Origin of the sequence: Shewanella surugensis (genome assembly GCF_023284005.1) — a bacterium.
GTDB classification, from domain to species: domain Bacteria; phylum Pseudomonadota; class Gammaproteobacteria; order Enterobacterales; family Shewanellaceae; genus Shewanella; species Shewanella surugensis.
On record NZ_JAKIKS010000003.1, the window covers coordinates 93,749 to 116,628 of the forward strand.

Annotated in this window: 16 protein-coding genes and 1 pseudogene; 8 read left to right on the plus strand and 9 right to left on the minus strand. The window is 41.6% G+C overall.

The genetic code is table 11. The features are described 5' to 3' along the window. Window positions 1–3: 3 nt before the first annotated feature. From L2764_RS01755 to L2764_RS01775, 5 genes are all read left to right on the plus strand, one after another. Window positions 4–4,065, plus strand: a complete 4,062-nt coding sequence (locus L2764_RS01755) for a non-ribosomal peptide synthetase (protein WP_248938523.1) — start codon at window positions 4–6, stop codon at window positions 4,063–4,065. Then, complete coding sequence (locus L2764_RS01760; protein ID WP_248938524.1) at window positions 4,062–5,687, plus strand: MDR family MFS transporter; 1,626 nt, start codon at window positions 4,062–4,064, stop codon at window positions 5,685–5,687. The genes L2764_RS01755 and L2764_RS01760 overlap by 4 nt, the downstream gene beginning before the upstream one ends. Then, window positions 5,684–6,295, plus strand: coding sequence for a hypothetical protein (locus tag L2764_RS01765; RefSeq protein WP_248938525.1), 612 nt, complete (start codon window positions 5,684–5,686; stop codon window positions 6,293–6,295). The genes L2764_RS01760 and L2764_RS01765 overlap by 4 nt, the downstream gene beginning before the upstream one ends. A 56-nt stretch (window positions 6,296–6,351) precedes the next feature. Further along, complete coding sequence (locus L2764_RS01770; protein ID WP_248938526.1) at window positions 6,352–7,368, plus strand: NADP-dependent oxidoreductase; 1,017 nt, start codon at window positions 6,352–6,354, stop codon at window positions 7,366–7,368. Between the two features lie 72 nt (window positions 7,369–7,440). Further along, window positions 7,441–8,451 carry an HlyD family secretion protein gene (locus L2764_RS01775; RefSeq protein WP_248938527.1) on the plus strand — a complete coding sequence of 337 codons (1,011 nt, stop codon included), beginning with the start codon at window positions 7,441–7,443 and terminating at the stop codon, window positions 8,449–8,451. Window positions 8,452–8,752: 301 nt separating this feature from the next. On the opposite strand, the gene L2764_RS01780 is transcribed toward L2764_RS01775, so the two are convergent. Beyond that, window positions 8,753–10,060, minus strand: a complete 1,308-nt coding sequence (locus L2764_RS01780) for an MFS transporter (protein WP_248938528.1) — start codon at window positions 10,058–10,060, stop codon at window positions 8,753–8,755. 293 nt (window positions 10,061–10,353) lie between these two features. Then, a complete protein-coding gene (locus tag L2764_RS01785; RefSeq protein ID WP_248938529.1) occupies window positions 10,354–11,613 on the minus strand; it encodes an SGNH/GDSL hydrolase family protein in 1,260 nt (419 codons plus the stop codon). A 554-nt stretch (window positions 11,614–12,167) separates the two neighbouring features. Between L2764_RS01785 and L2764_RS01790 the strand changes: the two genes are divergently transcribed. Further along, window positions 12,168–12,632 (plus strand): DUF2919 domain-containing protein, encoded by a 465-nt coding sequence (locus L2764_RS01790; protein WP_248938530.1) that lies wholly within the window; start codon window positions 12,168–12,170, stop codon window positions 12,630–12,632. Between the two features lie 73 nt (window positions 12,633–12,705). Here L2764_RS01790 and L2764_RS01795 read toward each other — a convergent pair whose 3' ends face one another. The 3 genes from L2764_RS01795 to L2764_RS01805 all read right to left on the minus strand — a co-directional run bounded on the left by L2764_RS01795 (window position 12,706) and on the right by L2764_RS01805 (window position 14,291). Next, window positions 12,706–13,026 carry a YdbL family probable chaperone protein gene (locus tag L2764_RS01795; protein ID WP_248938531.1) on the minus strand — a complete coding sequence of 107 codons (321 nt, stop codon included), beginning with the start codon at window positions 13,024–13,026 and terminating at the stop codon, window positions 12,706–12,708. Between the two features lie 27 nt (window positions 13,027–13,053). Next, window positions 13,054–13,212 (minus strand): YnbE family lipoprotein, encoded by a 159-nt coding sequence (locus L2764_RS01800; RefSeq protein WP_376708364.1) that lies wholly within the window; start codon window positions 13,210–13,212, stop codon window positions 13,054–13,056. Window positions 13,213–13,412: 200 nt separating this feature from the next. After that, complete coding sequence (locus tag L2764_RS01805) at window positions 13,413–14,291, minus strand: LysR family transcriptional regulator (protein WP_248938533.1); 879 nt, start codon at window positions 14,289–14,291, stop codon at window positions 13,413–13,415. A gap of 148 nt (window positions 14,292–14,439) precedes the next feature. On the opposite strand from L2764_RS01805, the gene L2764_RS01810 reads away from it, so the two are divergent. Further along, window positions 14,440–15,033: a LysE family translocator gene (locus L2764_RS01810; RefSeq protein WP_248938534.1), complete on the plus strand. Its 594-nt coding sequence runs from the start codon at window positions 14,440–14,442 to the stop codon at window positions 15,031–15,033. A gap of 236 nt (window positions 15,034–15,269) precedes the next feature. On the opposite strand, the gene L2764_RS01815 is transcribed toward L2764_RS01810, so the two are convergent. Continuing rightward, window positions 15,270–18,962, minus strand: a complete 3,693-nt coding sequence (locus tag L2764_RS01815; RefSeq protein WP_248938535.1) for an intermembrane phospholipid transport YdbH family protein — start codon at window positions 18,960–18,962, stop codon at window positions 15,270–15,272. Window positions 18,963–19,098: 136 nt separating this feature from the next. Then, the gene (locus tag L2764_RS01820) at window positions 19,099–19,947 is read right to left on the minus strand and encodes a D-hexose-6-phosphate mutarotase (protein ID WP_248938536.1); all 849 of its coding nucleotides are present in this window, start codon (window positions 19,945–19,947) and stop codon (window positions 19,099–19,101) included. Between the two features lie 241 nt (window positions 19,948–20,188). On the opposite strand from L2764_RS01820, the gene L2764_RS01825 reads away from it, so the two are divergent. After that, window positions 20,189–21,979, plus strand: coding sequence for an acyl-CoA dehydrogenase C-terminal domain-containing protein (locus tag L2764_RS01825; protein ID WP_248938537.1), 1,791 nt, complete (start codon window positions 20,189–20,191; stop codon window positions 21,977–21,979). A 125-nt stretch (window positions 21,980–22,104) separates the two neighbouring features. On the opposite strand, the pseudogene L2764_RS01830 reads toward L2764_RS01825, so the two are convergent. Both L2764_RS01830 and L2764_RS01835 read right to left on the minus strand, forming a co-directional pair. After that, window positions 22,105–22,678, minus strand: a pseudogene (locus L2764_RS01830) (DUF938 domain-containing protein). Window positions 22,679–22,684: 6 nt separating this feature from the next. After that, the coding region (locus tag L2764_RS01835; protein WP_248938538.1) for a transposase at window positions 22,685–22,880 on the minus strand (196 nt) is incomplete at its 5' end.

Consider the following 22,880-nt stretch of genomic DNA (forward strand, 5'->3'; position numbering starts at 1 on the left):
AATATGACGTCTACTATGAGCCAACTTAAATCGTTAAGCTTGTCTGAAATAAAAGCATTAGCGAAGAAGAGAAAGAGTCATCAGCAAACAAACAAACAATATACGATTCAAAAACACCGTGTTGAGCAAGCGTATTATCCTTTGAGCTCGGCACAAAAAAGCATTTGGTTGCTGAATAAAAAGCAGGGTAATGGTCGCGCTTATAACAATCCTTATGCGATAATTTGTCAGGTGAATTCACCTTTTTTACCCGAATTGGCTTCAAGCGCCGTCGATCATATTGTGCAGCAACACGCTATTTTTAGAACGGTTTTCACTGAAATTAACGGTGAGCCAGTGCAAAAACGGCAAACGGGTGAAACGCATCGTTTTGCCTATGATGATTTCAGTCATGGTACTGATGTTGAAAAGCGTGCGTGGCTTGAGCAAGCCGCGTTGGAGGAAGGTTTAAGACCACTCGATTTGGCTCAAGGACCTTTGGTCTTTTTTCGCCTCATTAAAGTTGAACAAAATCGATGTGCCATATTGATGATGTTTCATCATATTATTTCCGATGGGTGGACGGTTAATTTATTTTTAAAAGCGTTTTTAGAGACTTATTATCAACTCAGTAAGGGGGCCACCCTTCAATTAACCGAGTGTTTGCAATTTTTCGATTATGCCTTATATGAACAAGTTTGGTTTAAATCGGAAGCATATCAGAAAGGACTCTCCTTTTGGTGCGATAAACTCGTCGATGTCGAAGGGCAATTATCGATTCCGACCAATAGATTGAGAGCGAAGAAGAATAAACATCAGGGCAGCATGTGTTCTCGCAAAATAGAGCCGCTGTTGTGGCAGCAGCTACAAGAGAGTTGTAAAGCGCTTCAAGTGACAGAGTTCCATCTGTTTGTGGCGGCCTATCAATTGTTATTGCACTTATACAGTGGTCAAGAAGAAGTGATCATCGGCGTCCCCTTTGCGAATCGAAATGTGCCAAAGAGTCAGCAAATCATGGGCGTGTTTATGAATACGCTGCCTTTGTGCGCCACAATGACAGCCGATTTAACGATAAAAGAGGTCATTGAACGAGCAAAAAATGAAAGTAATCAGTCATTTTCTTACCAGAGCATTCCCTTTTCTCATATTGTAGAGACCTTGCCTCAAAGGCATTTTAGTCACGGTAATCCGATTTACCAAGCGATTTTGACCTATCAAATTTTTCCTTTTTACGATCCTGAAAAGATTCAATATGAACCGATAAAAGTCGATTACGGCGAGACGAAGCTCGATCTTAATTTATGGGTTGAGGCCGAAGGGGACAGTTTATTACTGAGTATGTACTACAACTCAGTGCTGTTTGCTGCCGATCACATTGAGCAGATGATGAACGACCTGAGGCGGGTGTTAACCTGGGTAGTGCAATTCCCTAATACTAAGATTGGTGATTTATCATTGCTTAACCACTCGCAAGCGGATGCATTTCAAGAGATGACCGTCTCGGTTAAAGCAGATGCCAAAACAGTATGTCAGCAATTTGATGAACAAGTGGCTCAGCAGCCACAGGCACAAGCGTTAAGTTGTGAAGGGCGCAGCATGTCCTATCAGGCACTGGATCGACAGGCGATGGCATTGGCTTGTTGGCTTAAGCAGCAAGGAGTGGAAAGCGGTGATGTGGTGGCGCTGCAATTACCCAAGAACGAACATTATGTTACGGCCATTCTCGGTATTTGGAAAGCCAATGCTTGTTATTTACCACTTGATGAGACATTGTCTGACAAGCAAATTGGGCCTTTGTTGAGTCAGACAAAAGCAGTACTATTAATCGGCGATATTCCCAGATTAGGCGCGCCGATTAAGTGTTTAAATTGGCATGATTGCCCAAAAGAAATCACTGGGTGTGAGAATTATTATTGGGGAGATAACCCCGAATTAGCCGCTTATATTTTATTCACATCTGGCAGCACAGGCACCCCCAAAGGTGTTGAAGTGACTCACAATCAGCTAGCGCATTATTGTGACGCGATCAGGCCAACATTGGCACAAAAGGCCAATGCGCGATATGGCATGTTTTCCTCCTTTAATACCGATTTGGCTCATACCATGATGTTTCCGGCATTAATGGCTGGGGGATGTCTTGAAATCATCTCTACCGCGTTGCTTAACGATCCCATTGCGCTGTGTGCTCACTTAAAATCGAACCCGCTCGATTGCGCTAAAATGACTCCTTCACACTTGAGTGCTTTGCTGCAGCTTGAAAATGCAGCAGACATTCTACCGAGTCAGCTATTAGTATTGGGGGGAGAGGCATTAACCAAGCAACTTGTCGATAAGGTGCGAGATAAAGCGCCTCAATGTCGAATGCTAAATCACTATGGCCCAACTGAAACAACAATCGGTGTGGCCTGTTATGAAGTGCCTGCTGTCCTTCCTGATGAACTGGCGACAGTGCCTATTGGCCAATCGCTGAATGATAGTCAGCTGTTTGTATTGGATCCGCAACTCAAAATACAGGCTGTCGGTATAGCGGGTGAAATTTATATTACCAGTCAGCATATGTCTAATGGCTATCTGGATCTGCCAGAGCTCACCTCGAAGGCCTTTATTATCCATCCATTACTGCCTGATTGTCGATTGTATCGCACGGGGGATCGGGGCATGAGGTTGGAAGGTGGAGCGATAGTCTTTATTGGACGGATGGACAGACAAGTTAAAATTCGCGGCTTTCGTGTGGAGCTTGCTGAGATTGAGTGTCGACTGGCGGCCATTTGTGGGCAAACGGTGGCAGTACTTTATCGCGAGGGTGATTTGGACCATGTCCAGCGAGCGCAATTAGTCGCCTATATTCCCAGTGTCAATAAGTCTGAACAAGCGCAAATTAAGCAGCGTTTGGCTCATGAGCTGCCGAGTTTTATGAAACCGGATCACATCGAGTGGCTTGAGCGCTTACCGTTAAATCACAGTGGTAAAGTGAATTATCGTCAGCTGGCGCAGGTGAAACTTCATACTCGAAAAGTGGTTAACTTGCCTCAAACGGAAATAGAGCATGCCTTGCATCAGATGTTTGCTGAGATCCTAAAAGAAGCGCTTATTGATACTAAGGTGAGCTTTTTTGAACTCGGAGGAAATTCACTCAATGCATTGAATTTAGTGATTAGCATTAATCGTAAGTTTGATAAAAATATTAATATTAATGACTTCTTTGAATATTCGAGTATTGTGCAATTGGCTCATTATCTTGAGCTGCAAACCTCTTCAACGGCAAAGACACTGATCTGTTTACAAAAAGGTGTGCCTGAGCAGCGTCCCACTTTATTGTTAGTGCATCCCGCGGGTGGCAATGTACTTTGTTATCAAAACCTCACAACAGAATTAGGGGGGGATATACCCGTATATGCTATTCAAGTGACTGACTTTTCTCAGCTGGATGAAAGAGATATTCATATTGAGTCTCTTGCCAGTAAATACATTCATGCAGCAGGCTCTGTGATTAAGTCGCAAAACCTGATCTTGGGGGGCTGGTCTCTTGGCGCGACGATAGCCTTTGAGATGGCTCAGCAACTGCATGATCAAGAAGGGAGTTTACCTCGCTTGCTGATCCTCGATCAGAGTGCACCTCAAGTGCAAGTGGATAATTCAAGTCAAATGAATGATGCACAAAGGTTGGCCCATTTTGCGGGTAAAGTCAGTCAGTTTATGGGGCAAGATTTAAGGATCACACCGGCCCAGTTACTTAACCTTGATGAGAGGCAACGCACCGGGTTATTTCTCAGTGAGTTCAAACGAGCAGGCTTGGTACCTGATCGTTTAACATTGGATGATTTTGCTCAATTTATCAAAATACTACAGACTCATATTGAAGCCAGTGAAGGTTATTCTGGGGCGGTTTATGCGGGAGATATCATCGTTGTGGAAGCCAAAGAAGTGCTGAAAGGGCGGATGAAACTTGATAGAGAAGGACTGGGATGGCAAGATTTTAGTACTCGACCCTTGTGTCACTTATCCGTGGAGGGCGATCATTTATCAATGTTGAATGCACCTAACATCAACGGCTTGGCTAAAGGATTGTTACAGGTGTTGGTATGAGCTCGGTTTTAACATCGGCGCCTATGCCTCCCCAAACTCTATCTCCTCAAACGATGCCTGAGCCTCGGACGGTGTCGGAGGTGGAATGGTGGGTCATTATAGGGGGGCTCATTGGCGGATTCATGGCTATTTTAGACATCCAGATCATGAATTCGTCGATTAAGGTGATCCAAGGGGCGTTATCCATGAGCCAAGATCAGAGCTCTTGGCTCATGACGTCCTATTTTACCGCAGAAATTGTAGCCATTCCGCTGGTGGGATGGCTAACCCAAGCCTTCGGCACAGGTCGATATGCACTGTATTGTATTGCGGGCTTTATTGGTGCGTCGTTTTTATGCGCTAATGCTTGGAATTTAGATTCAATGTTGGTTTTTCGCTCCTTGCAAGGATTTTGCGGTGGTGCGCTCATCCCTATTTCTTTTCGGCTTATCATTGAATTACTGCCAGGTGAAAAGCGTCCGTTAGGCATGACAATGTTCAGTGTTGTGTCGACTTTTGCCCCAGCGATTGGACCCACATTAGGAGGTTGGCTGACCAGTCACTTCTCTTGGAATATGATTTTTTATATCAATGTATTGCCAGGCCTTGTGTCGGCAGTGCTGATTTTTCAAGGCGTCTTATTTAAAAAAGTGCGTTGGGAAGTGGTTAGAGCAGGTGATTTCATCGGGGTGATATCGGTGATGTTGTTTTTGGGATCATTGGAAGTGATTTTAGAGAAGGGAGGGCAAGACAACTGGTTTGATAGTACGTTGATCTGCTATTTGACGGTGATTGCCAGTCTCTCTTTTGTGGTGTTTATTTATGATCAGCTCAATTGTGATTATCCTTTGATTAATGTGCGTATGTTTAAGGATTTTAATTTTTCTTACGCCATGATGGTGTTCGCTATGCTGGGTATGGCGATTTATGGCACCTTGTTTCTCGTACCTTATTACCTGTCTATGGTGCATGACTACAATGCGTCTCAAATTGGCTCTGTGGTGATTTGGATGGGGTTACCTCAACTGTTAGTGTTACCTTTTATTCCAAAGCTAGTAAAAATATTAAACCTTAAGTACATGATCGCGATTGGTTTTGCTATTTTAGCTTTGAGTGCTTTCATGGACAGTCAAATGAGCATTAATTTTATGGGGGAACAGATGACCTTCTCCTTGTTTATTAGAGCGTTAGGTCAACCTTTTATCATGGTGCCGTTGGCGCTTCTGGCAACGGCCAATGTCACTCTCAAAGACAGTGCATCTTCAGCCATCATTATTAATGTTTTTCGTAGTATTGGCGGCTCATTTGGGACCGCTGTACTGACGACCTTTTTTATCTCTCAAGTTCATGTACACAGTAGCAATATTCAAACCAGTATCGCAGTCGGAAGCCAAGGTTATGACCATTTTATTAGCCAAGTAAAAGCCCTTGTGATGAGCAGTGCCCATGGCGCGATCAATGGCAGCGTCAGTCAAATCGCCACCTCTATTTTGGGTGATCGGATTAAACAGCAGGCTGAAATCATGGCATTCAATGACTTATTTCTCATCATGGGCTGGCTCATGTTGGGGACCGCCGTTTGGGTTTTTCTATCCAACCGAGATTTTAAATTGTTTCGTCATATAGAGGATAAGACGTTATGAATGAATCAAATCAAAGCCACCTTTTACGCTATCTCACGAGTCGAAATGCACTGGAAACCATTCTTTTTCCTATCGTGATCTATAGCTTACTTTTTTGGAGCTTAGGGGCGGGATGGGCCGTCATCGGTACCGCAGCTTATGGTGTGTGTGTTGCACTCATACGCGAGGAAAACAGTTCGATTTCGGTGGTATTACTTTTACTCTTTTCCGGCGGATTCCATTACGCCTTTTCGAAAGGCTTCACGCCTTTAGGGATCAGCGAAGAGAGTGTTTTCCTATCGGTGACCAGTGCGCTGACGACGATCGTCGTATTCAGTGTCTATTCGATAATAAATCGTCCTATTATCAGGGTATTAGCAGAATCTGGTATGCCTCAGTTAAAAAGCTTGCCCATACACGGTACGCGTTTATACAACCGAGTTTGGCATGAAGTGTCTTTGGTGTGGATTATCGCGACGATATTTAAATTATTAGCCGTGTTGGTTTGTTATAAGGAAGGGCTTAATAGTATGGATTTTCTTGTGTTTTTGTTTAGCTGGCCTTACACCTTAGCACTCATTGCCTTTAGTGTTAAATGGCCTAAGAAGCGTTGGCAGCATGATGTATAACATGCGGTTTTATGTGTTATTTGACTCTTTTAATTATCATTAATAGGTGGAAGATTATGGAACAGACAATCAATCAATCCGTTGTATTGGCGCAGCACCCTAAAGGTTCAGTGATACTGGCCGATTTTCGCATCGAGAAGCAAGTACTTCCAGCACTTAACGAGGGGGAAATACTAATCGAGAATCACTGGTTGTCTATCGATCCTTATGTGCGTCCTAGACTCAATAAAGACATGTCAATGGTGAACCCCATTCCTTTAGGCGGGGTGATCCAGGGGGAAGCAATTGGTTTTATCATTGAGTCTAAAAATCCACAGGTTGCCGCAGGGCAATGGGTCTTTCTACTGTCTACTTGGCAGCGTTATTTTGTGACTAATGGGAAGAATACGATTATTTTACCTTTGCCAGACAGCCCGTTACCTAAATCTGTTTTCTTAGGGCCGGTAGGCACGGCGGGTCGCGCCGCTTATTTTGGCATGGATCGGATTGCTAGACCTAAAGCCGGTGAGACGGTGGTGATTTCAGCGGCGTCAGGTGCGGTGGGGTCGATTGCGGGGCAGATTGCTAAGATGGCCGGAGCGCATGTGGTGGGGATTGCGGGGGGAGACAAAAAGTGCCGCTATGTGGTTGATACATTAGGCTTTGATGCCTGTGTGGATTATAAGACTAAGGATTTTAAAGTGCAGTTACGTCAAGCCTGTCAAGAAGGAGTCGATGTGTACTTTGAAAATGTGGGGGGTAAGATCGCCACGTTTGTGGCTCAGCTGCTTAACGAAGGTGCACGGGTGCCAGTTTGTGGCAATATTTCAGAATACAATAAGGGCGGGGACATGAAAACATCTGGACCTGAGCAATTCTTCCAGTCCTTACCATCAGCGCCCCATGCCCAGTTCTTTTTAGTGACCCAGTGGCTCAAAGATTATCCAGAGTCCGATGCATGGTTGTTGCATGCGGTTGAGTCTGGGCAGATTAAATATCGTGAAACCATGCATGCTGGGCTTGAACAAGCTCCACAGGCGTTTATTGATTTGTTTGACGGGCTCAATATGGGAAAACAGTTGGTCAAAATTTAGGGGGATTTGCTGGCAGTGAGCGCTGCCAGTAGGAATCACAGAAATGTTTGATGGCTTGAAGTTGGAAATATCATGAAAAAATACATTAAACAAATATCGCTGCTGTTGATATTAGGGGTTTTGGTAACTGGTTTTGGTTATTGGTTTAGTTATGGCCGTCATTTTCAAACAACGGATAATGCGTATGTGACGAATGACATCACCAAGTTGAGTGCGAGGACCACTGGGGTGGTAGTCGAGTCATATATTCATGATAATCAACCGGTAAAAAAAGGGCAGCTATTGGTCGTATTAGATAATAGAGATCAGCTGGTGACGTTACAAAAAATGCAGGCGAATGTTGCTCAAGTGTCTTCAGAGATCGACAATGCTAAAGCAGAATCTCAAATGCAAATCAGTAAGGTGGCAGAATTTCAATCCCAAACTAAGTTAGATCTCGCTAATAAAGGTTATACGAAGCAGCAATATCAACGGTATTTAAAATTACTCAAAAAGAACTTTGTTGCTCAAGGTGATGTGGATAATGAAAAATTGAAATATACCCAAGCAGATATTCAATATAAAAAAGACAGTGAAAGCTTGAAAACCCAGCAAGATCAATTAACAGTATTAGCAAGTAAGGTAAAGCAATCACAAGCCAGTTTGGCTGAAGTGCAAGCTAATTTAGAACAAGCTAAGTTAGATTTAAGTTATACCCGTATTGTTTCGCCCATCGACGGGATTATAAGTGATCGAAGTGAACAAGTGGGGACGATGGTGCAATCAGGGCAAACTATCGCCAGCATTGTGTCGGCAAGGCCCGTTTGGATTGTGGCAAACTTTAAAGAAACCCAGCGCTCACAGATGAAGATAGGTCAACCGGTTGATATCCACCTTGATGCTTATTCAGACCGTGATTTTCAAGGTAAGGTGAGCAGTGTTTCACCCGCAACAGGTTCAACCTTTGCGCTGTTACCGCTTGATAACGCGACGGGTAATTTCACTAAGGTGGTTCAACGTCTGCCTGTGCGTATTGCATTTGATCAGCCTGAGCATTTAGCCAGTGGCTTGTCCGCAACGGTAACTGTGGATACTCGCCATTAGTGTTAAGTCGATAAATGAGGAGCTTATACCCAAATTACAGCCTATCTTCGAATCTATGAGCATTTGATTAGGGGACTGGATAGGGTTCAAAGGACTTTACAAGTCCGACAATACTTGGGGGCATGAGCATCAGCATGAATGGTTTTATTTTTTTCTTATTCCTTCGTACGCGAAGATTGAGCATTTCGACAGCTGTGCGTTATCGTTGATGTAAGTCTTTAAACATAGCCCACTGGCTTATTGAGGATAGTCTACAATAAGCCGGTGGTTTGTTGACTCACTTGAACTTGGAATAATGGCGTTAGATGGATGACTCATTTGTTACAGTTCGCTCAGATTTTATCATCGAAAACCCGATACACATGGCAATTCCATAGCTAAGAGGTATTAAGAATAACATGATATGAAATTCTTTTAGATCAGGATAAAGACTCGACATATCAAACCATTTAAATAAACCCGCAATAAAAAGCAGGGCAAGTGCGCCGCCCAAGTTTGAACAGACGCTATTGATGCTCAGCGCAAAAGATTGTTTCTCTGCTGGGGCGAGATCGGCAGTAATGGACACGGATGTGACAATAAATCCACTCACAACGCCTAAAAAACACAACAATAATAAGGTTGTGACATTGTTGGTTGGCGAATAAATGACCAGTGCACTAATGAATAATCCAAGTCCACTCACATAGGTTAATAATATTGAGCGTGTCTGGTAAAAGGTTGTCGTGAGCCAGCCAGCAAAAGGAGAGCCAATAATGTAACCGACAAAAACGGCCGCTGTCGATGATTTGGCATAGATATTACTGGCCCCGAGTTTATCAGACATAAAGGGCAGTAACCAAGATGAGTAAAACGACACCATAGGCAGACCATGAAACAGGACATAGGCATAGGATTTCGCTAAATTGGGATGATTTGTTGCATGAGAGTGCGTTGATTGCTCGGTTAATCCAATATGATCAATTGGGTGAGTAATGGGCTCACCGTGCCGGATCTGAAAGAACAGTAAAATGAGCATCGTGATGGCAAGGATACTCGGAATCACAGTGAATAACTGTAATGCGTAGCTGGGGCCATAAGTCTTAGAAAGTGGCATAAAGAGTAAGCTGGCTAAAATAGCGGCCACTCCACCGAGACCAAAAATAAGGCCAGAAGCTAAGGGATACAAGGTTTGCTTAAACAATTTTTTAGCGACAAATAAACTAAAGACTAAAGCAAAACTGGAGGCAATGCCCATGAGTAATAATGCCAAGGACATGACATAAAAGTCTCTTGAGCTTGCTAATAATAAAATGGCGATAATGTGCAGTAATAATACTACCAATAAGGTCAATAGATAAGATAATCGATTAATGATGAGTCCCGCGACGGGTTGAAAACAAACAAAGGCAATCCAAAAAATAAATAGTACCACATTAAATTGCACAGAGGATAGATGGGCTGAGCCGCTATCATTCATTGCAGGCACGGCAATACTGGGGATGATGCGGAACATATATTGATGAAAATAAAAACCTAAAGACAGTAACCAAACAAGCATTAATGACGATATTCTAAACCGAGGAACATTTTTATAAGCGATGACATCGGTGTTATTGACCATAGGCATAACCTTTCTCTTTGTTGTCGGCTATTGACTGAAATGCTAGGCGGCATCACCTACGCCGCGATTAAAACGTGTTTATTTCGAACACCGTTTAACCACGAAAGATCAACCGTCTCTAACATCATAGGATATTTTTTTGAATATATACCTGCGATCCTGCATCTTCAATGAGTTTGGGTATAGAACAAATAGAGAGGAGGTTGAGCGTCATCATACTCATACCTGCTTATTAAACAAGCCCTGAGAATAGGATTCTTCAGGGCTATTTTTTGACTCGATTGAAGAGGACGGTGGTATTAGTTTGTTTGATTTTTAAAGACGAAACTCGATAAAGCACTATTGACAATCTGCTGGGCGATAATACTGTGTGTTTTAGTACTTGGATGTGTCACGCCCCAAAATAAATAACTGTCGGAGCCGTTGACAGTACACTCTGAGCGTAAGGCATGGGTCTGTAAATAATCACTAGAGGCACTGCGGTTAATGTCTAAGCAAGAGTCGGTGACATTACTCAGTCCATAACTTTGTGGAGAATCAATCACCTCTTCGAATAGATTATAGGTATCATATAAAACAAAGTTATAACCTTGAGCTTGATAATTGGCGACTTGGTTCTTGATAAAAGCATTATATTCAGATATTTTATTTTTCACCTCAATCGCTTCTGCTGCACTGGTATATTTAAACTGAGGAGCATGACTGGCATCGGGTAAGTTCAACACCACCATATTGGTGATGCCACTGTCAATGAGCTTTTCGATAATCTCGGTAAAATCGCCACTGACTTCAGCCACGCTGCGGTTATAGTTAACAAAGTCATTCAGTCCAAATTCTAATGTGACTAAGCTGTCTTTAGGATCGTAATTTTCAGCCAGCTGCATGTATTGAACATATGAGTCAACTTGCTCGGTGACACCGGGTAAAATGACATATTGATCTTCACCTGCTGCGCCGCTAATCGCCCAGTTATATTGGGGGAGTCCCATTTTTTGAGCTAAATATTCTGTCCAGACATAGCCATTAGAAAAGTGACCTAAAAACCAAGAGTTATCATTAGGGAATAACCATTGCGATGCATTATACAAATTACCTGTATCTGAAATACTGTCGCCAAAGCTTACTATTTTGTTCACCAAGCTTTTATCATCATTATCACTGCTAATGTCATTGGTCCAAATGGTTTGGTTATAGGAAAAGCGAGTATCGGCGGCAAAAAATGTGATGTCGGCTGCTGTGTAATCGGTATCTAATGTTTTTTCACAACGTTCACGTAAGGTTTCTTGGCTGGTTTGGGTATAGAACATATTTTTCCAAGAGAGACTCGAATACCAATAACCTTTGACTTTGTAATAGCTTCCATTATCGTTTAATCCCCACTCCCAATCGGTGGCAACGTCATCATGACTATCGGCAGGTCGATACCAGCAGCGTAAATAGGTGGTGGTTTCTTTTGTTTGTAATTGATTGATCTGCGAATTCGATAAGGTACTGTTAGCCGCAAAACTATAAAACGGAAATAAGCATAATGTGAGGTATAGGGAGGTTTTTAGATTCATATTGAGGGTCTCTCCAGGTGAAGTGCAGGCCAATAATCTTGTTAATGTTGAGCCTGAATGATTATTTGTGGGTGTTATTTATCATCTTGGGAACTTATTTTATTTTTTAATTTATTAGTATTGTCTAATGCAATTGATAACAAGTTAAAGCGAAGAGCGCCAAGTTTTTTTCGAGCTTTAGCTCTAAATTAGGGTAAGTGTGGTGTTATATGTCTTTTTTGATGTATTTACTTTGTTGTTTGGTGATTATTTTGTTTTAGATTGTTTGTTTTACGTTTTTATTATGGGTGTGATTGAATGTGATTGAATGTGATTGAATGTGATTGCGGGTTGATGCGCCTTGAATTGAACCATTTGGCGTGCTATGAAATGAGTGTTTCAATCGATTTACGTCAATTAGTAGGGGTGTTAAGCGGAGATCTGAATGCGATCTGTTTGGTTTTTTTACGCTTGGAGAGCAACAGAGCATTGAAATAACAGAAAGGAGCACCATCTCTATATTCTTGGGAATAAGCCCAATTTTATTTTTTAGACGTTGATGGACAGGTGGTAGTTTGAATTTTAGTCATATTCGCTGGCTCGATGAAAAAGGCCATATAAAACCGCCGATTTATCTTTACGGCATGTTAATTTTTATTGCGCGAGGTTGGTGTATTTGGATTGCATCATTAACTCAAGCCAGCGATAGGGCTGGATTAGTGACATTGATTTATCCCCAAAAAGCTGATTTTATTATGTCTTTGATCGCTGGTTTAGGCGCCGTACTCATCTATTTTTTAGTGATAGCAGAGCGAAAACGTAAGCCTGAATGGCTACGGGGTCTTTTTTGTCAGATTAAAGTGCTGCTGCTGGGGCTATTAATATTAGATGGTGGCTTATTGATTGCTCGAGTGATGAGCGCTCATTATTTATACAGCTGGAGTATTGGACTCGATGGTTTATTCTTGTTTTGGAGTGGCTTGTATCTATTCAAATCAAAGCGATTATCGCATTACTTGTCTGATTGGAAAGTCTCTTAAAAGCAGAGGCTAGTCATTTGTCGACTCCTAGAATCCTACCTCTGGGCTCGACAAATGACTTAGGTTATGGTCACTATTTTCTTACCCACTTTCCTTGCTTATTTTTAACGAATTGGCCTTTCTTTGTGGCAGAAATGGCTTTTTTTGCGGCTAAATTGGCCACTTCATTGAGTGTGATAGCATTCTTTTTGGCAATTTTTTGATAAGAACTACGGCGTTCAGCATTGACTCTGTTTATCAATTTATTGGCTTCGGGACTGGCTTTGACGACCCCTAGATAGCCATTTTGTTGTTCGCCCACCATGCCTTGATTTTTGGCATCTTGTAAAGAAATGGCGAAGGCATTAATACTCAATAGTAATGCGGTAAAAAAGACGAGGACTTGAGTTTTCATGAAAAGCTCCATTTTGTTTGGTTAATATTAAAATAATTCATCATTAGTGAGTAGCTGATCGAGCTCTTTATCGACTTTGATTTTTATTTCGTGTTCAATTTTGACATTAAGATTGATCACTATCGGTTTATCGGGTGGTGCCAGTTTAATTGTTGGTGTACAAGCGCTTATGGTCAGTAAGACCATAAAGCCGATGAGTTTTTTGTGTGTGAACACCATTCTGTTCATTAAGTTTCCTTACATCATATAGTGAATGTTTTTATCGATAGTGTAGAGTAAATTTAAATATATTTACTTATTTATTAAAATGTTATAAGAATATTTCATTCTAGTCTATTGATTTGATCGGCGCTAAATTGAGAGTGAGTAACAAATGGGCAGTTTTATTAGGCACTGTCTGACAAGAAGGAAAGCAATCGTTTAGATAAACTATGTTGTGAAACATTATTTGGCCATAATGCATATAAGGGAATAGGATCGACTTTCCATTGAGGAAGCAATTCAACAAGGTTTCCCTCTAAAAGTGCAGATTCAATTAAGTCGCTAGGCGGAGTCGAAACGCCTAAACCTAACAATGTAAATTGTGTCATGGCGGCGACATTATCAACATCAATATTATTTTTAAATTTAATAAGATAATTTATTTTATTAAATTTAACTTGCCGGCTATTGGGTAGCATATTCAGTTTAATCCATTGCCAAGTCGATAGCTCCTCCGGATGAGTTGGAATACTTTTGGATTTTAGATAATGAGGTGAACAAACTAGTTTTCGCTGAATACTTCCGATACGTTTACTTTTAAGGCTGCTATCTTGCAAATTTCCTGCTCTAATCACCATATCAATACTATCTTGGATCAGATCTTGCTGAATATCATTATAGGAAATGCTTAGGCGGATTTTTGGGTATTGTAGACTGAATTGTGCGATCCGTTCATTTAATAAGGAATATGTTAATGCTGACGGTAATGAAAGGGTTAATTTTCCACTGGGATCGTCATTGGTATGTGTGACACCATCTAAGCCAGTTTGTGCCGATTGAAGCATTTGTTGTACATGTAGATAAAGATCTTCGCCATCATGAGTAAGGGATATTTTTCGAGTGCTTCTATAGGTCAGTGTGGTGCCAATACGTTTTTCTAATTGTGTAATATGATAACTCACGACTGAGGGTGATAAATTCAGTGTTCGTGCCGCGCCTCTAAATGATCCTTTTTTGACCACTTCAGCAAAAATAGCCATCGCTCTTAATTCATTTATCAGCATTTAATTCCATCAATCATTCGAACAATAAAACCTAATTGAAGCATCTAATCATATAGAACGCAATGTAATAAGCTTATCCATTAGTGTGTACCTTAAGTTCATATCTAAGCAACTTGGTATATAAAATTTATTTGAAATTGGAGGTATTATGTCTACGTTATTAATGATTTGTGTGTTTTCTTTTGTTATGTCCATCTCACCTGGCCCTGTGAATATGATTACATTATCAACAGGCATGAATCATGGTGAGAAACAAGCGATGCCTTTTGTTTTGGGCGCGACGCTAGGTTTTAGCTTACTTTTATTGGTAATAGGATTGGGCCTTGGGACATTCATTGAACAATTTTCATTTCTTTTGGATACGCTTTGTATTCTTGGAAGTTTGTTTATTATTTATCTTGGATTTAAACTCATGACCAGCTCTGGTCAGCTGACGTTTGAAAAAGTTGCTCGCCCGAGTTTCAATGAAGGTTTTTTATTACAGTGGCTTAATCCAAAAGCTTGGATTGCTTGTTTAGCGGGTGTGTCAGTTTTTAAGCTGTCACCGAACGATCCACTTTTATATGTGTTTATCTTACTTTATTTTTGTATTTGTTATTTATCGATTATGAGTTGGGCGGTAGCGGGGAGTAGACTTAGCTTTTATGTAAAGAGTCATAAGTTAATCAACATTTTCAATCAGATCTTAGGGGGAGGGTTAATGTTGGTCGCTGTATATTTAGCCTATAGCCAAATGATTTAGAGAGAACATCCTGCTTCACTATGAGGGTTTTTGAGTTGATGACGTGCTTAATAACAGAGAATAGACATTTTTATCTCAAAAATTGACAAGATCATTCAAACAACTCATGTAGGGGAAAACCCCTTTTCAAACGTCTCTTGACATTTAACGATAATCATTTGAATTATAATACTCAAATTGTACGTTTGAGAAGCGCTTGCTCCAGTGTCTGCAATTAACTTGGGTATATAGCTCACTCATTTTTTGGGTGATTGCATCGCTTGTTCTATTTGAGTTTGAAGCTTGCCACTGATTTGTAAGCTTCTTAATAGTTGTAACAGGTTTTCTTCTTGGGTGTAATTAAAGTGGATCGGGCGCTCGATGCCCTCACTTTGACCTTTTACTTGAGCCTTAAGGATGGCATCGCCATTAGGATCCATATCAAAATGGCTACTTAATTCACTGTATTCAAGATGTTGCAATGCCGAAAAAGCAAAATCTAAATAGGGTTGAGACAGTTTCATCTGCTCGACACTGGGGTTGCCATTGATGGCAATAAGTCCACCTGGCGGGCGGGCAATCAGTTCACCTCCGCTGATCCTCAGTTTACCTTGGTTATAGATCACGGGTAATACGGCGTCAAAAATACCATCGGCATAAACGCCTGTCACAGGGTGAAGTGTCAGTAATTGCTTGAGGCTTACGCCTTGTAAGAGTATATCGGCCTCAGTATCTCCTTTAGTGTTAAGGATGAATTTTGGGATCTGTAATTGTCCCTCTAAGGTATCGCCTTTAAGGCTTAATTGAAGTTGAGTATGATTTAATCCGAGTTGCTTCCAGAGTGCTTGCCAAGCACTCTGGTGATTTTCGGGTGAGATGATTGGGCTCGATAGAGAAGGTTGACTGAGCGGTGCGAGTTTGGCTTGAATGTTAAGTTCGGTGATCATGATGCCAGGGTTAAACGCTGCCATGGATAAATTCAATGTTGAGCAATCAAGGGGCGAGCGGTTTTCATCATTGATATTATATTTTGCTTGCTCATAAGGAAGTGCATAATGGCATGTCGCATGCAGTGTACCGCCTTCAAAGGGTAATTGATTGAACTGGCCCGCGATGTCATTTAGATTGGCCGCTAATGTAAATGTCCATTTATCTGATAAGGTCTTTTGTTGATTCTGTTGATTCTGTTGATAGTTTAGCTGAAAGTGACTCATGCCAGTGACATCAACATCCAGAGGTGTGGTGCTGGTCTCTTTAAGCAGCAGGACGAGTTCATTTAAGGGTTGAGTAAAACGCCATTTCCCTGTCAATAAAGTGGGAGACGTTGTGGGATCTAAATGAAGTTGATGTTCACTGGACAGTGCGAGTGCATTCAATTGCCACGCCTCTTGGGTAGAAATTAGCTTTTTTTCCACATGGATCGATTGAGTTAATTTGGCTTGTTTTAATCGTATGATTTCTTGTACTTTATTTTTACCTTTCTGCTGAACGAGTGTGTTGATTTTAGGATGGATGCTCGATTGATGGGCGACCTTATTCACCAACAGTTGATCCACTATAACGGTAAGCTGCTCGTTCATGGGGGTGGCTAATGAGGCCAATAAGTGATTGAGAGCAGGCGCCTTCAAATAACCAGCATTGATTGTTTTTTTATCGACTATTTCTTTGTCTATTTTTTCTGAGCTGTCAGTTGCTTGTGTATCATGTTGTGTCACCAGCGGTTGCAGTGAATGGGTTAAGATCACTGGTTTCGAAAGGCCAAGATGCAAGTGAGCCGCGCTGCCTTGATAATCCATTATATTGACTTCATCGCTTGGCTCTGCTGGTGTGGCATGAGTGGCGGTGAGTGATGAAGGCTTCTTTGTGACGGTCCGTGTTTGTAGCAGGGTGCTTGCTTGCGCTATATCGACATGGGCTGGACTCAATGTCAGCTCGATTTGTTTGTTGGGCTGATAAAGGAGCGTTGAGCCTGCTGCTATCGTGAATTGACTCTTAGCGGCATCAAACTGTATGAAATGAGCCTGCTTTGTGTGTGCGCTATCTTTAGCGTTTGTGGCTAAAACTACAGTGGGGGTTTCATCGAGGGTGATTTGTCCCGTGTTCATGGTGATGGGCGAGTCGAACTGGATCAGATATTGAATTAGGTTGTCATTTTTTTGCTGTGTAAATGCTCCTCGGCTGCTTAATTTATAGCGATCAATAGACAGATCATAACTACTCATATTGGAACGAGCTTGGGCTGTCACTGATGGCGCTCTGAATGTTTGAGTATTGAGCGTCATTGGATATTTTTGATCAACGGCGATTACCCATTTAGCCGTGATAGGAGGAAGTACTGATATATCCGTTATTGAAGATGTTGTTATAGAAGGCGTCGAGGTGATTTTATGCTCTTTTTTGGGGGTTATCACTAGATCTGACACATGAACAACAGCCTTTAGTCGCGCTAAATCAATTTCAGCTCGGGTTTGTGGCAAGCTTAATTGTTTCGATGCCAAATTCAGTGTCAAAGGGCGTTCAATAGTTAGGCTTAATAGAGGGCTAGCCTCCCCGTGAGATAAGCTTTCTTGATGATCGTTGTTATTAAAAAGTGATAATAGGCTCAGTAATTCAGGAGGGAGTTCAAAGCGAGAAACAAGTGCAGCAATCTGTGCGTCATTAGGACTGAGAGTGAGTGACGCTGGTTGTATTGACAAGTTTAGGTTCTGTATTGGCCCAGAGACGCTAAAGTCCAAATCAGGTGTTTGGCATTGCCCTTGTTTGTGCTTTTGCTCTTCTTGAGGTTTGGTGTCCGCTAAGGATGCAATGAGTAGCGGGATGTCATCTGCTTGGGTTAAATTGACCGTATTCAATGAAGAGCTTATTTCTTTTAACATGCTGGGGGGGAAATTAAAATTGGCATCACACAGTTGATGTACGGATTGTAAGTTTATACGGGTGTGATATAGATTGGAGTGAGTGGTACTTGAGTCGGTGGTCTTTGTATTAGCAGCTTTCGTATTCGCTGCGTTGATATTAGCGACGCTTGTGTTAACAACGTTTATGTCAGTTGCATTTGGAAATTGCAAAGTGAGTTGACTGTACAGGCTTCCTGAGTGAGGAAAAGCAGATGCGTTAAGGCTTGAGTACCATTGAGAAAAGACATCTTTTTTTGATGGATCTGAGTGCGATGAAAGCGATGTCATCATGGTTTTTAATGTACTCAAGACACGGTCTAATTGCGTCAAGGACAACGTGCTAGATACTTGCCATTGCTTGGGCATGAGTGTGGCATTGATTGACAAAAGTGACTTGTTTTTTATCGATAATTCAGCTGTTAGCTTACCCTGATTTAAGTGTAGATAGTCCAAGTTAAACTGGGGAATATCTACATTTGAACCGTCAGAAGCTTGGCTACTTTCCCAAGTTTCAATACCAGTGTTTTTGTCAGAGTATTTGATATTGTCTGCAGGCGTGGCTTGATGGAGGTGAAAACGGGTTTTGCCGATATTAAGCTGAGGCAATTGGGTTAACCATAATGCTAAGCTGGCATCTAATTTATTAAAGCTAAAGACAGGATTGGCGGGAGCAGTGTTTGGCTCGGTGAAGAGCCACTGCGTGAGCCGTTGCTTGAATGCGGTTGTCTCTATTTCGATGTCGGCTTGATGAATATCGATTTGACTCAGATCGGCTGCCGATAACTGAAAAAGAGAGGTGTCTGTTTTAAAATGTATGTCAATATTTTTAAGCTGGACTCTATTTTGGTTTATTTTTAAACTTAATGTCGGAATAGACCATTGGGTTAAGCTTCTCGGAGACACTTCAACTTGAGTTACTTGTGTATCAAAAGGCGCGAGATAGTGATTAATGGTGCTTTTCATTAATCGCTCAACATTAAAGCTGGCCACAATAAATAAGCCGATGATGAAGGCGAATACAGTAAAAAAAGAAAAAACAAAACGCCGTTTCAATGACAACTCCCTGTGTTGAGCCAAATTTATTTCAGGCACTCAGCTGATTTTAGCGATGTTGTGCTATTTTTTCTTGATCTTTCTTATTTGTTGTTTAGTAAAGTGGCAATTAAAGTAGGATTTACTAAACGATTGATTATTTTTTCCATTGAATAGTGGTGCTTAATGTATGAGTTTCATTGGGGGCGAGTGTGACCTTATCATCGAGGACATTGGCCGCTTCTAAACACACCATAGAGCGGTAATCATCATTATTGAAGCGTGATAAGCGCTTGGATTTAGCATGCCAAGGATTCCATAATATGGCGGATTGACTGTTCTCGCGGGTGATTTGGATGATCCCATCGGGAGTATGTAGTAATTGCTGAGGACCTAATGGGTGATAGATTCTGTCGGTTTCTTGGGTAAATTGAACTCTGTCTTGCGTTTGTTCGAAAGGGCCTTTATCAAATTCAATATAGTGCGATTGACTAAAACCACTGGCTTGGAGCTGATGAATATCTCCAATGGGAAAATAAGAGTGTAAAGCTTGAGTCAACGTTATCGTTTGGCTATCAAGATTGGTATTGATTAAACTGACTGTTAATCGATCACTTAAGCGAAAGCGCGCACTGAGTTGAGTATGGTAAGGCCAGTAGGTTTGGCTATTTTTATCGATCGTTAGCGTAAAGAGTAAATCAACTTCGGTATCATTGATGTTGACCTCACTGAGCTGCCACATCTGGATGCGGGCAAAACCATGTTGAGGCCAGCTGGCATTCTCATGCAGTCCAAACCAAGGCCAGCAAATGGGGATCCCGCCTCTGATAGCGGTACCGACTTGATAATCATTATTGCTTGAACTCCAGAGTAGCGGTTTTTGGCCTTGAGGCTGAAAAAAATCAATTTGGGCACCTTGTTTAAAAATACGGGCTTGGCAATGGTGAGTGTTAATGTCGACGTATTCTAAGCCATTTGTGTGTGTTTTGGTGATCACCGAGCCCATAGTGCTTCCTTCTAATTGATTGATCTGACGTAAGCTTACCGTATCTTAGGACTAAGTGAAACGTGCCTGTTAAAAACCAAGTTGAATAAAATGCTGTGTTTATATTTGCGTTTTTAGGACGAAAATGAGAATAATACTGAGTTTTTACTCAAATGAATCTAGGGTCTACAGAAATAACCAATAAGGATCAACAGATCCTAACGTAACGACAGCGTTAAAATAACAAGAAAGGGAAGACAAAATGCCAGTTTATCAAGCACCACTGCGTGATTATCAATTTGTATTAAATGAATTGCTCAATGTATATCAACAAGATGGACTTAAGGGGTTCGATGAAATAGATACTGATTTAGTCAGTGCTATATTACAAGGTATGGCGGACTTCAGTACTAATATTTTGTTGCCCTTAAATCCGGTGGGGGATCTTGAAGGTTGTCGTTTGGAAGGTGGGCAGGTGAAAACGCCGACAGGATTTAAAGGGGCTTATGAGCAATTTGTTGAAAACGGTTGGGCCACGTTAACCAGTGATTCAGAGTATGGAGGCCAAGGTTTACCGAGTGTCGTAGGCTTGTTTATTCTAGAAATAACAGCAGCAACGAATATGTCATTTGGCATGTACCCAGGTCTTACCCATGGGGCTTATTTTGCTATCCATACCCATGGAAGTGATGAACTCAAACAGAAATATCTTGAAAAACTTGGCTGTGGAGAGTGGACGGGTACCATGAATTTGACAGAATCTCATGCAGGTACAGATTTAGCCTTGTTGAGAGCAAAAGCCTTACCGGTGGGGGAGGGACAATATGCCATTACGGGTGAGAAAATTTTTATTTCATCAGGCGATCATGATATGACCGATAACATCGTGCATCTTGTGTTAGCAAGGTTGCCTGATGCGCCAGCAGGTGTGAAAGGCATTTCACTGTTTGCGGTGCCGAAATATCTTATTAATGATGACGGTAGTCTTGGTGAGGCCAATCAGCTCAGCGCCACAGGACTCGAGCATAAAATGGGACTACGTGGGAACTCGACCTGTGTCATGCTGTTTGATGGTGCAATCGGTGAGCTGGTGGGTCAGCCTCATGAAGGGTTACGTGCCATGTTTACCATGATGAATCACTCTCGTCTCGGTGTGGGGATTCAAGGCTTAGGCGTGTCTGATATTGCTTATCAAAATGCGCTGATTTATGCCAAAGATCGTATTCAGGGGCGGGCATTAAGTGGTCCTAAAGACAGTGATAAAGCAGCCGATCCTATTTTGGTACATGGTGATGTTCGCCGTATGTTACTGGCTCAAAAAACGTTTAATGAAGGTACTCGTGGATTAATGGGCCAGCAATCATTATGGCTAGATACATCAAAGCGACATAGCAATCCCGGAAAAGCCAAAGAAGCGGCGGCCCTTGCGGCATTCTTTACCCCCGTTGTAAAAGGCTTTGTGACTGATCAAGCGTTTAAAGCTTGTGTGGATGCGCAACAAGTTTATGGTGGTCATGGTTATATCCATGAATGGGGCATGGAGCAATTTGTACGAGACTTGCGGATATCGATGATTTATGAAGGCACTAATGGTGTTCAAGCACTTGATTTAGTTGGTAGAAAACTCCTGTCAGATAAAGGGGCCGCACTTAACTTATGGTCTGGTATGGTGAAGCAGCTTATAGGTGACAACCAGAGTAATACAGCAATGCAACCTTATTTGAGCGGCTTAATACACGCGGCTGGGGATTTGGAAAAAGCGACACATTTTATTGCGGGCGCGGCAGACAAATCGCCTGATATGATCGGCGCCGCGTCGATGCCTTATTTACAACTTACTGGGATCACGGCGCTTGCGTGGATCTGGGTTCGAGCGGCATCAACGGCATTACAAGCATTAGAAGCAGGCACACAAGAGACGGTATTTTACCAGTCTAAGTTAAAATCAGCACAATTTTATATGGATTATTGGGCCGTTCAAACGAGCAGTTTACGTTTACAGATCGAAGCGAGTAGTCAAGATATTGTAGATTTTGACGAGGAATTATTTTAAGCCTGTTTAACACTTCTATCTTTAAGCCACATAAAATATGCTTTTTATGTGGCTTTACCGCTATGGCCATCAAATGGCCATTTTTTCGAAATGAAGCAATAAATTATTAGCAGGCATGTTTTCTTTTATCTTTTATCTTTTATCTTTAACTTTAACTTTAACTTTAACTTTAACTTTAACTTTAATCCTTGCTGATTAGCCAATCGCTCGATCCATTCGAGCGCTTTAATGCCACTGCTTGGGTTGTTATTTTTAAGATGCACATCGAATTAACGATTACTGTCACTGGAGTAGTGTCCTTGTTGATTAAAAGGGCCATAAATACACCGGTTGCCTTGTATTGCTAAATGTTGACCGACGCCATGAAAAAAGCCTCTACCATCGCTTTACTCATAATATGCAATGTATTTGCGGTAAATATACCATCGACGGGCTGTGTTAATGGCCACGGTTGAAGTACATCAAGGCATAAAGGTGCACGTAAATTGGCTTGTGGGTATTGCTTAAGCCATCGCTGGATCCCTTCATGATATTGAGCTTGATCGCTGGTTTGCCAAATCAGCTGAGGGAGATGCTCAGCAAAATAAACGCATGTTGCCCTGTGCCACTGCCTATTTCGAGTACATCTTGGCTATGAGATAAAATAGATTGCAGATGTGCTAGGATGTGTGTCTTATTATTTTCACAAAAAGTGATTATAAGTGCTTAACTAAAAGTTATCGTATATTTTGATGGATAGTTGTCCATGATATTTTTTACACTCTCTTTGAGTGCATCAAAAGTGATAAAGTCATGGCAAGATAACCATTCATACTTTATCTTTTTCCACAGTATTTCAATGATATTGAGTTCAGGAGAGTAAGCGGGTAAGTACATCACAACTAAGCCTTTTAACAGCCAT